Below are 11,815 nucleotides of genomic sequence, written 5' to 3' on the forward strand. Positions count from 1 at the left end.
ATTGCGAGGTTATTTTTTATTCCCAAATACAACTAGAAAATCACCATATCCTTCTTTCTCTAATTCCTCTTTTCGGATAAATCGAAGGGCTGCGGAATTAATACAGTAACGAAGACCATTTGGTCCTGGGCCATCTGGGAATACATGGCCTAAATGTGAATCTCCCTCTTTGCTTCTCACTTCTGTACGCGTCATATTATGACTGACATCCATTTTTTCTTTCACACTTGCTGACATAACTGGCTTCGTAAAACTAGGCCATCCACACCCACTATCAAACTTATCTAAAGAAGTAAATAACGGTTCTCCTGAAACGATATCTACATAAAGACCTTCTTCATTATGATTCCAATACTCATTTCGAAATGGTGGTTCTGTACCATTTTCCTGTGTGACATAAAACTGCATCTCATTGAGTTTTTCTTTTAAATGAGTATTATCTTTTGGCCAATGTTGTTTAATAAAAGCATCTCGTCCTGATCCTTTACGGTATAACTCATAGCGGAATGTGTTTTTCTTATGATACCCTTGATGATATTCTTCAGCTGAATAAAATGTAGCAGCTGGTAAAAGTTTTGTCGCAATTGGCTTTGAAAAGCGTCCACTCTTTGCAAGCTCTTCTTTTGAAGCCTCTGCTTTTTTATGTTGTTCTTCATTATGATAAAAAATTACTGTTTCGTAAGACTGTCCACGATCGTGAAATTGTCCTCCTATATCAGTCGGATCAATTTGTCTCCAATATATATTTAATAACTCTTCATACGGCATTTTATTTGCATCAAATGTAATTTGTACTGCCTCATAATGTCCCGTCGTTTCTGAACATACTTCTTTATACGTTGGATTCTCTTTATGACCACCTGTATAGCCAGAAACAACCTGTATAATCCCTTCCATCTCTTCAAATGGCGAAACCATACACCAGAAGCATCCTCCAGCAAATGTAGCTAACTCTACCTTTTCATTTACAGCCATTATTTCACCCCTATTCTATCTTCTGCTTACAGTATGGCATAAAAAACATCATGTTATAAAAGAAAAAGCATCGAACATCGATGCTTTTTCTTTACTTCACCTTATTTTTTCTGGCTTCATGCTCCATTTCATCACTTGTCACATCTAAGACATCTAATAAGAAAATGAAGATTGGAATACCGATAATTAATCCCCATACACCTAAGAAGTGTTCTGAGAAGATTAATACCATAAATGTATAGAAAATCGGTAAGTTTGTTTTTTGCGACATGAACTTCGGATTTAACACGTAACTTTCAAGCGCATGAATTACTGTTACGATAATTAAAATATAAACAACGTACATAATACCGCCAATATTGTAAGCAATCATACAAAGGGGGAATAACGAAATGATAACCCCAGCTACTGGAATTAAACCGAGTAAGAAGATCATTAACGCTAAACCTAATAATTGCGGGAATCCTAATATCCATAGTGCAATAACGGATAAAACACAGTTCACAACTGCAATTAAAAATTGTGCTTCGATTACTTTTCCGAATGAACGTGCAAATTTCTTACCGAAGTACTCAATTTCAGTATAGAAAATTGCAAGTCGGCTTTCTTTAAATTTTGCAGTAAAAGCAACGATCCGAGCTTTCTCCAATAAGAAAAATAAACTTAAAATTAAAGAAAGTAACACTTGAAGGCCAAATTTCCCAACATTCGTAATCGATTTATACAAAATGTCAACGCCTTGTCCTACATATTTCGAAAGTTCCATATGATTGACAGCATTCACTGCATACTTAATTAATTCACTATCCGGTGGGTTTCTTAAAAATACGTTAAATTGATAAATCAATTGTGAAATTTGTATCGTTAATACTGGTAAATATTTAAATAGCGTAATAGCAATTCCACCAATTAACATTACATATAGAAATGCTATAATAATTTTTCTGTTAATAGGCATGAAATGATCTAATTTGCGAGAAATAAACTTTTGGAATCGATCCATTAAATATGTGAGAATAAACGTAATTAAAATTAAATTCAACATACTTTGCAGCCCGTATAACACGAGAGCAAGTATTACTAATACGAGAAACCTCTGAAATCCTTTGCTTTGAAACAGGTTTTTTATTTGCATAATCGACGAGTACTCTCTCCTGTCCTATAAAGTAAAACGTTAATAAGTAGATTTTTTCTCTCTTCTCTACCTTTAATTATTTATTCATATAAAGATTTTTATAAGCTTATTATAGATCTCTCTTAGCAGATCCTATAGTAGCTTACTTCTTATTTTACAATACAATGACCTAATTCAAAACGTATTCTACACAGTATTAATGAAGATTTAAGGAAACTTACATTTTATTAGAATAGGTCTTACCACTACTGTAACATAAAAAGCAAGCTATCAGTAGAAATCTGTCCTACAAATAGCTTGCTTTTCTCATTTTTTAAGTAAGTTTTACTAGCCAATGAATGGCATAAACATCGGTATGACAACTACAGTTACAACCCCTACTACTGTTACAGCAATACTTGCCATAGCTGCCTCTACTTCACCCATTTCAATTCCTACTGCCACTCCTAATGCGTGACCTGCTGTTCCAAGTGCTAAACCTTTTGCAATTGGATGTTTTACTCTAAATGTTTTTAAGAATAATGCTCCTAATGCGTATACAATAACCGCGTTAAAAATAACTGCAAACGATGTAATTGCTGGTATACCACCAATACTTTCAGAGATCGGTAATGCAATTGCTGTTGTTGCTGCTTGTGGTAACATTGAATTCATTACTGCTGTATCTAGACCAATCGCTTTTGCAACAATGAACACGACAATTACTGAGCAAATAGATCCAACCACGATAGCCGATAAAATTTGCCACCAATATTTTTTTAACTTATCCACTTGTTTATATAATGGAATTGCAAACGCGATTGTTGCTGGTTCTAAGAAGAAGCTAATCATTTTTCCGCCAGTATTATATTCTTCAAAAGTAAAGTTACCTACTTTTAGAAAGACAATCCCTAATACCATCGCTACGAATAATGGTGTGAATAAGAAGAATCCTTTTGAATGCTTAAATAATAATGTTCCGATTCCGTATGCGATTAATGAAATGACGATTCCGAAATATGGAGTCATTGTGCTTGCCATGTTCATTCCCTCCTAACAATATATATTAAATTGGTTACGCAACTTTTCCGTGCTTGCGTCCTTTATTTACTACTTTCAATTCTTTCGTATCTTCTATTTCTTTATCGTCTTTTCCTAAAATAAATTGTGCAAATAATCCTGTTACAGCGAGTAAAATAATTGTTGCGACAACAATTACAGTTAAAATTTGTACAAAATATTGTCCCATTACACCGAGAGAATTAATAACCGAAATACCTGATGGAACGAAAAGGAATCCGATAATACCTGTTAAAGCCGTTCCGAGTGATTCAACTTGTTCCAATTTAATAACTTTTAAACATAATAGGCTAAATAAAATGACTAACCCGATTACTGATGAAGGCATCGGAATTGGTAAATGCGTTGCAATAATATTAGAAACTAACATAATAGCTGAAAATATGAATGCTTGTGATAAGAAACTATATACTTTTTTCGTACTCATTTTGGCCACCTCTTTCGATTTGGTACCTTTATTGTATAAGATAAAAATAAAACTGTAAGCGTTTACACAACAGAACGTCAAATATACAAAATTAGTTACAAAAATAGGCAGACGAAATACAAAAAGCTACTTCTTAAATACGAAGTAGCTTTTTGAGTTCTTTTGCATATGTACGGCTAACAGGTACTTTTGATCCTTCTTTCATAATTAAATTATATGTAGAATTGAACCATGGTTGTATTTCCGTAATATGATTAATATTTGCAATAAAACTGCGATGGACACGCATAAAACTTGCTTGCGGCAACTTCTTTTCCAAAATGACAAGTGTATCATGTGTTACATATGTTTCTCTCATCGTTTTTACTGTCACTTTTCCGTCCACAAGTCCTACATATATAATATCTTCAATATTCACAAGTACAATCGATTCTTCAATTGGTAATGCTAATTTATGCATCTCGGTCGTTACGTCTACACTCTTTACTTCTTGTTTCGTTTCTAATTTTATTTGTTTTTGCTTTTTATATTTCTTTAATGTCTGTACGATACGCTCTTCATCGAACGGCTTTAAAATGTAGTCTAACGCATCTACTTCAAATGCTTGCAACGCATATTGATCATAGGCCGTAGCAAACACAATTGCAGGTGGATTTTTCATCTTCTTTAATATATTTGCGATTTCAAATCCGTTATCATCAGATAACTGAATATCTAGGAACACAATATCTGGTTTATTTTGCATTAGCTCTTCTAATGCATCCTCTACACAATCTGCCTCACCAATTATCTCTACTTCTTTCGTTTGCGCTAATAAATATTTCAATTCATCACGCGCTAACATTTCATCATCAACTACTAATACTTTTAACACTCCGTTTTTCCTCCCCTACTTTTTTCGGAATTACAAAGAGGAACTTTGTCCCTTGCTCTAATTCACTTTCAATTTGAAGCATTGTCTCTTTCCCAAATAACCCGATAAGTCGTTCATTAATATTATATAAAGCTGTTCCAGTCCCTTTCTTTGATGGAACTACCATTTTTCCTAATTGTCCTAGACGTTCACTCTCAATTCCTTGTCCATTATCTTGGACTTCAAAATGCACCATCCCCTCTTTTTCAAACACATGTACTTCAACTTCGCACACCGGCTGCTTTTTCGGAAAAGCATGGCGCAATGCATTTTCAACTAATAACTGCAGTACAAATGGTGGAACTAAGGTCGTCTTTAACTCTTCCTCAATGTACATCTTCACTTCATACTTATTCGGAAACCTCGCTTGTTCTAACGATAAATATGCATGTACATGATTTAACTCTTGTTCTAATGGAATAAGCAATTGGCGTGCCCCTTGCAAATTACAACGAAAATACACGCTAAGCTGCAATAATAATTTTCTCGCTTTTTCTACATCTGTTCGGCATAAAGCCGATACAGTATTAATTGCATTAAATAAAAAATGCGGATTGATTTGTGCTTGTAACGCTTTTATTTCGGCATCTTGCAATAACTTACTTTGTAACTCTGCTTCACCTAACTCAAGTTGTGTAGAGAATATTTTTGCTAACCCTTCTGCTAATTCCTCTTCCACACGACTTAACTGGCTAGAATTTTTAAAATATAATTTTAATGTCCCAATTGTATTTCCATGTGAAGTTAGTGGAATAACGATTGCCGCCTGCAAAGGGCAGCCTTCATGTTGACAATTAATAACCTCACGCGATTTCGCTTTCATTATTTTTCCTGTGTTCAACACTTCTTTCGATAAACCAGTTATTAAACTATGTGAAGGAATATGGTGATCTGATGCTAATCCAACGTGAGCTAATATTTTCTCTGTATCTGTTAAGGATACCGCATCTGTTCCCGTAAAGCGGTGAATAATTTGTGCCACATGTTTACAAGAATCCTCTGTTAATCCACGGCGAAAATATGGTAATGTTTTGTCAGCAATTCGTAATACTTTATGCGTTTGTAAAGCTTTCGCATTTTCTTCCTGGCGCAAAATAGCTTGTATCATAGAAAGTAAAATAAAACTCCCGAAACTATTTACAAGTATCATTGGTATCGCAATTGTTTTCACGATACTAATCCCATCCTCTACGATTAATAGGATCATAATCATCTCTAAAGAAACGATAAACACACTTAAAATCGCTGAAAATTTAGGCGTAATTGCACGATTATATTTTTTAAAAATGTATCCAATATACCCCGTTATAACACCTGCTAAAATTGATGAAATTGCACAGCTTAGCGCTGTCGTCCCGCCAAGCATATAACGGTGAATACCCGCAATCGATCCCACTCCAATGCCGACGATAGGACCACCAAGCAATCCACTAATTCCAACACCCATAATACGTGTATTCGCAATTGTACTAGATGACGAAACACCTTGTAGCCAATTTTCTTTCATAATTGTATTCCCGGCAATTTCAATTCCTGTGTAATTGCTTACAATTGTAAACACTGAAAAAATACAAATAAGCTTAAGCTTATCTACATATCCATCTTGTCTATGAAGAAGGCGCCTGAACGTTTTAATATGAGAAAGTAAAAATCCTAAAATAACAATAAGTCCAACACGTTCAATCATCATAAGTACTAAATTTAGCATCTGTGATTCATTCCTTTTTATATGAGTTAGTTTTATTATGGGAAAATAATGAAGTGGGCGTCAAGGAGAATGAAGTATCTTTTGAAATATTTTACACATAACTATCCCCTCTTTATTTGACAATCTAATAGAAGAGTGCTAAAAATAAAGTAATATAATACAGTCCTTTAACCCAACCCCGTGAGGTTGAGAAGGAAGTCGGAATATACTATACGTATGGTCTTTTTTAGGGATACGTATGCTTTTTTGGCCTTCTCATCATATCAGGTGAGAAGGCCTTTTGTTATTCTTCCATAGCGACTGTAGAAAAAAATAAGGAGGAGTAATGATGAACGTCACTACTGATGTACAATCAACAACAGAGGAAACGAAGGAGAAAAGATATAAAACATTGTTTGGTTCTGCGCTAGGATATGCAGCAGAAGGTTTAGATATGTTGCTCTTATCTTTCGTACTCGTCTACATTTTAAAAGAATTTCATTTAAGCCCTGTTGAAGGTGGAAACTTAACATTAGCTACCACAATAGGAATGCTAATTGGGTCTTATTTATTTGGATTTATTGCTGATTTATTTGGGCGTATCCGTACGATGGCCTTCACAATCTTACTATTCTCACTAGCAACAGCACTTATTTATTTCGCAACAGATTATTGGCAATTATTAATTCTTCGCTTTTTAGTTGGAATGGGAGTTGGTGGTGAATTCGGGATTGGGATGGCCATCGTAACTGAAACATGGTCTAAAGAAATGCGCGCTAAGGCGACATCCGTTGTTGCACTGGGATGGCAATTTGGCGTACTAGTCGCTTCACTCCTTCCAGCATTTATCGTCCCGCATTTCGGATGGAGAGCTGTTTTCTTATTTGGGCTCATTCCCGCTCTACTAGCTGTCTATGTGCGCAAAAGTTTAAGTGAACCGAAAATATGGGAACGAAAACAACGATACAAAAAAGAGTTGTTACAAAAAGAAACTGAAGGTAATTTAACAACTACTGAGGCAGAACAACTAAAGCAAATGAAAAAGTTCCCACTTCGAAGGTTATTTGCCAATAAAAAAGTAACGATAACAACCATTGGTCTTATTATTATGTCATTTATCCAGAACTTCGGATATTATGGAATTTTCACATGGATGCCAACTATTTTAGCAAATAAATATAACTACACATTAGCAAAAGCGAGCGGTTGGATGTTCATCTCTACGATCGGCATGCTAATTGGAATTGCAACGTTTGGTATTCTAGCCGATAAAATTGGCCGCCGTAAAACTTTTACAATCTATTATGTCGGTGGTACTATATACTGTCTCATTTACTTCTTCTTATTCACAGACTCAACATTATTGTTATGGGGAAGTGCATTGCTGGGATTCTTTGCAAATGGCATGATGGGAGGATTCGGAGCAGTTTTAGCTGAAAACTATCCTGCTGAAGCTCGATCGACAGCAGAGAACTTTATTTTCGGTACAGGACGTGGGTTAGCTGGATTTGGACCTGTTATTATCGGATTACTTGCTACAGGTGGTAACTTAATGGGAGCACTATCTCTCATCTTCATTATCTATCCAATCGGTTTAGCTACAATGCTATTATGTGTCCCAGAGACGAAAGATAAAGTATTAGAATAGATTGAAACTGCACAGAGTACTATCCCCTTCGAGAAAAGTAGTTAAATAAATAGTAAAGAGGAAGCATCTCAAATGAAATGCTTCCTCTTTTTATATAAATACAATTCTTTATTTTGATTTACTAGCTTTTTGGAACAAGAAGGAAGTTTTCTCTTCTTCTTTTACAATACCTTGTTTTAACGCTAATTCCCCTGCAACTTTAGGCGCTAGCCATAGCATTGGGAATAACAGAATAGATACTGGGACAGCAGTTACTACGATGAATGATTGTAAGGCGTTAATACTTCCCTCACCCATGTATAAAAGAATCGCTGCAACTGCGCCCATAATAAGCGACCAAAACACTCGCAAACTAATTCTAGGATCTCCATCTCCAGTCACTGCCATTGAAATCGAATACGCCATAGAATCTCCTGTTGTCACTACAAATAAAATTGTTAATAAAAGAAATGCAGGTCCAATAATATTAGATAGTGGCAGTTGCTCTGTAATTGCAATCATAGCCGCCGGCATACCAGATTCACTTAATGCGGTCGAGATAGAACCAGGATTCATTAACTCATAAAACACACCTGATCCCCCTAGTATAGTAAACCAAAACGTTGTAATAATAGGTGCAATAATTCCAATTGCAACGATGATTTCTCGGATTGTTCTTCCTCTTGAAATACGGCTCACTAAAATTGCCATCATCGGTCCGTATCCAATAAACCATCCCCAGAAAAAGATTGTCCATGATCCTAACCAACCTGTATCCCCACGATATGTGCTCATTGGAATAAATTCATTTATATAAAATCCAAACGAAGAAACAAATGAATCGATAATAAATCCACCTGGTCCAAACAGTAATACGAATACCATTAATAAAACTGCTAACCTAACATTTAAATCACTTATAATTTGAATCCCTTTATCAATTCCTGTTACCGCAGATATAGTAGAAACAGCTACTACACAAACAATAATGGCTAATTGAGTAGTAAACACATCAGGAATGTCAAACAATGCTTGTAATCCATAACTTGCTTGTAGTCCTAAAAATCCAATTGGACCAATTGTCCCTGCTGCTACCGCAATAATTGCAAACACATCGATCGTTGTTCCAAGCCAACTCTTTCGCAATTTCTCTCCAAAAATAGGATATAAAAGCGTTCGAGGTTTTAACGGCATACCTTTATGATAATGTCCGTACATCATAACTACCGCACTAATTGTTCCTAAAATCGTCCAAGCGAGGAAACCCCAATGCATATAACTTTGTGCTAAAGCAGGCATTACTGCTTCTTTCGTTCCAGCAGTTATACCCTCATGTATTGGTGGCACCGTCATCAAATGGTACATTGGCTCTGCAGCTGCCCAAAAAACGCCACCTCCGGCAAGTAATGTAGACATAATAATAGCGAGCCATTTTGTCGTACTAATCTCAGGTTTTTCTAGCCCCCCAAGTTTAACTCTCCCATATTTTGAAAACGCCATACACATTGCCACAATAAATGTACCAATTAATAAAACCTGCCAAAAGGCACCAAAATATTTAATCGAAGCTGCAAAACTTCTATTAATGACTCCCTCTACGTAACTCTTATTTAAAATAACTGCAATTACAAATAATAAAAGTGAGCCACCACTAATAAGAAATACAGGCCAATCTGTTTTTCGACTCTTCATTCTCATTTACACTTCCTCCTTCCTCAGCAATCTAAAAAAACAACTTTATTATGTTTTATTTTTTACACCCAAAACATAATGATTATATAAGCATAATAATTCATCGATTTTCTACACACTTATGTTGTCCCTAAAAATATGCTAAATCCCTTATTTAAAAGAAAATTCCTATTCCTATTACATAAAAAAGCAAAACAAAAGACCTTATATTTCTATAAGGTCTTCGAAACAGAAATTTGATTATAACATAAGGAACTCCTTGGTTCAAAAAAACCCTTCCAAAAATAACCGAGAGTAAAGGCTTCCATTTGCTACGTAACAGTAATTAAAAAAAATTATAATTTGCATAAAAAAACTATACTAAATATTATTTATGAAAGAAATTCGGCTTCAAAATTTCATTCGGATACGGTTTATGATAAATATGAGTGGTAGCTGGCGACAGTGGTGGAATGAGCCACACCCAATTGCCTGTTACAACCCGTCCACATGATGCTTCTTGCTTCTCAAATTGTTGAAATTGTTGTGCAGCTGTATGGTGATCCACAATACTAACTCCTTGTTTTTTGAAGGAATGTAATACAGCAATATTCAACTCAATTAGTGCCTTGTCTTTCCATAACGTACTGTTTCTCGATGTATCTAACTCCATCATCTCCGCAACAGCCGGCAGTAAATTATAACGATCATGATCCGCTAAGTTACGAGCCCCAATCTCCGTCCCCATATACCATCCATTGAACGGAGCGGCTGTATAGGAAATACCGCCAATTTCTAAGCGCATATCTGAAATCATTGGAACCCCATACCATTTTGCTCCTAAAGATGAGATTGGGTACTCTGGATGTTCAATCGGTACCTCTTTCACTTCTTTTTTAGGAATTTCTTTATATACAGGTTCTTTTCCATCGACAGAAAAAACAAGTGGCAATACATCGAAATTCATACCTTCTCCTTGCCAGCCAAGTTCCTGGCAAAAATCCGTAAACGCAGTGGAATGAGAGTCACCAATCACTCCCATTTCTGTTTTATATCCTGCATATCGAATCAATTGGTGATTATAAATTCGTATATTATTTTCCTCACCTTGATGTTGCTTAAAAATTGTAATTGTCGGTTTCACTTTTCCATCGTTCGTTGCATATTTAATATGATGAATTAATGCATTATATACACCTTCTTCATCATTTACTTCACGTGCATCTAATATGTGCATCTTACTCCAAAATAGTCTTCCGATACATCGATTACTATTTCGCCATGCCATTCGCGATCCATGAACAAGTTCTTCAAATGTATGCTCATACGTCCCCGTCTTCTCTATCTCAACTTGAATTTCTTTCACACGCTCTTCTATGAATTGCTCTTTATTAAGCTCTTTATAGCAAATCATAATAAACTGACTCGCTTCCTCTATTAATTGTTTCGTTTTACTCATAAACGATCTCCTTCTATTTCAACAAAACGTTCTACTTTACAGTATAAGCAAAAAGAATAAGAGTCACAAATGAAAGTCGAAGTGTTACTTTTATTGTAATATTTTTCAGAAAATTAAAGGGATTACTATTGACTTGTCTAAAAAATAGGTGTATTTTTGACTTAGGTAAATTCTTTTTACCTAGACCAACTTTTTAATAAGAAAGGAGGGAATGTTATGTCTTCATTTCAATTGCCAAAGCTTTCATATGACTATGATGAACTAGAGCCATATATCGACAGCAACACGCTTTCTATTCATCATGGAAAGCACCATGCGACATACGTAAATAACTTGAATGCCGCTTTAGAAAACTATACGGAATTACATAATAAATCTTTAGAAGAGTTACTATGTAATTTAGAAACTTTACCAAAGGAAATTGTTACAGCTGTCAGAAATAACGGTGGTGGACATTATTGTCATAGTCTTTTTTGGGAAGTAATGAGCCCAAGAGGTGGCGGCGAGCCTAATGGAGACGTTGCAAAAGTAATTGATTATTATTTCAATACCTTTGACAACTTAAAAGATCAACTTTCCAAAGCAGCTATTAGTCGTTTTGGAAGTGGCTATGGGTGGCTTGTCCTTGATGGTAAAGAACTTTCCGTTATGAGTACACCCAATCAAGATACACCTTTGCAAGAAGGTAAAATTCCATTACTCGTCATCGATGTATGGGAACACGCCTATTATTTAAAGTATCAAAATCGGCGTCCAGAATTTGTTACCAATTGGTGGCATACGGTGAACTGGGACCAAGTAAATGAAAAGTATTTACAAGCAATTCAATCACAAAAACATTAGTCGTGCGTATAAGGTAAGT

The 11,815-nt window shown here is 35.3% G+C and carries 10 protein-coding genes; 2 read left to right on the forward strand and 8 right to left on the reverse strand.

The genetic code is table 11. The features are described from left to right. Nucleotides 1-9 precede the first annotated feature (9 nt). The 6 genes from msrB to lytS all read right to left on the reverse strand — a co-directional run bounded on the left by msrB (nucleotide 10) and on the right by lytS (nucleotide 6,217). On the reverse strand, nucleotides 10-975 hold the full coding sequence (gene msrB / locus AC3WTA_RS25355; RefSeq protein WP_000290183.1) for a peptide-methionine (R)-S-oxide reductase MsrB: 966 nt from the start codon (nucleotides 973-975) through the stop codon (nucleotides 10-12). Nucleotides 976-1,066: 91 nt separating this feature from the next. Continuing rightward, nucleotides 1,067-2,110 carry an AI-2E family transporter gene (locus AC3WTA_RS25360; protein ID WP_001165997.1) on the reverse strand — a complete coding sequence of 348 codons (1,044 nt, stop codon included), beginning with the start codon at nucleotides 2,108-2,110 and terminating at the stop codon, nucleotides 1,067-1,069. A 327-nt stretch (nucleotides 2,111-2,437) separates the two neighbouring features. Then, the gene (lrgB, locus tag AC3WTA_RS25365) at nucleotides 2,438-3,130 is read right to left on the reverse strand and encodes an antiholin-like protein LrgB (RefSeq protein WP_000168858.1); all 693 of its coding nucleotides are present in this window, start codon (nucleotides 3,128-3,130) and stop codon (nucleotides 2,438-2,440) included. 34 nt (nucleotides 3,131-3,164) lie between these two features. Beyond that, nucleotides 3,165-3,596, reverse strand: coding sequence for an antiholin-like murein hydrolase modulator LrgA (lrgA, locus tag AC3WTA_RS25370; protein WP_000104908.1), 432 nt, complete (start codon nucleotides 3,594-3,596; stop codon nucleotides 3,165-3,167). A 133-nt stretch (nucleotides 3,597-3,729) separates the two neighbouring features. After that, nucleotides 3,730-4,470 carry a LytR/AlgR family response regulator transcription factor gene (locus tag AC3WTA_RS25375; RefSeq protein WP_000921819.1) on the reverse strand — a complete coding sequence of 247 codons (741 nt, stop codon included), beginning with the start codon at nucleotides 4,468-4,470 and terminating at the stop codon, nucleotides 3,730-3,732. Beyond that, nucleotides 4,448-6,217: a two-component system sensor histidine kinase LytS gene (lytS, locus tag AC3WTA_RS25380; RefSeq protein WP_000933595.1), complete on the reverse strand. Its 1,770-nt coding sequence runs from the start codon at nucleotides 6,215-6,217 to the stop codon at nucleotides 4,448-4,450. Before lytS ends, AC3WTA_RS25375 begins: the two co-directional genes overlap by 23 nt. Before the next feature lie 328 nt (nucleotides 6,218-6,545). Here lytS and AC3WTA_RS25385 point away from each other — a divergent pair, with 328 nt between their 5' ends. Further along, nucleotides 6,546-7,844 carry an MFS transporter gene (locus tag AC3WTA_RS25385; protein WP_001103439.1) on the forward strand — a complete coding sequence of 433 codons (1,299 nt, stop codon included), beginning with the start codon at nucleotides 6,546-6,548 and terminating at the stop codon, nucleotides 7,842-7,844. A 108-nt stretch (nucleotides 7,845-7,952) separates the two neighbouring features. Here AC3WTA_RS25385 and AC3WTA_RS25390 read toward each other — a convergent pair whose 3' ends face one another. Next, on the reverse strand, nucleotides 7,953-9,521 hold the full coding sequence (locus AC3WTA_RS25390; RefSeq protein WP_001242479.1) for a BCCT family transporter: 1,569 nt from the start codon (nucleotides 9,519-9,521) through the stop codon (nucleotides 7,953-7,955). Between the two features lie 361 nt (nucleotides 9,522-9,882). After that, nucleotides 9,883-10,953 (reverse strand): nitric oxide synthase oxygenase, encoded by a 1,071-nt coding sequence (locus AC3WTA_RS25395; RefSeq protein ID WP_000047642.1) that lies wholly within the window; start codon nucleotides 10,951-10,953, stop codon nucleotides 9,883-9,885. A gap of 216 nt (nucleotides 10,954-11,169) precedes the next feature. Here AC3WTA_RS25395 and sodA point away from each other — a divergent pair, with 216 nt between their 5' ends. Beyond that, complete coding sequence (sodA, locus tag AC3WTA_RS25400; protein WP_000094059.1) at nucleotides 11,170-11,796, forward strand: superoxide dismutase [Mn]; 627 nt, start codon at nucleotides 11,170-11,172, stop codon at nucleotides 11,794-11,796. The last annotated feature ends 19 nt before the right edge of the window (nucleotides 11,797-11,815 follow it).

The organism is Bacillus sp. EB106-07-01-XG149, assembly GCF_058791555.1.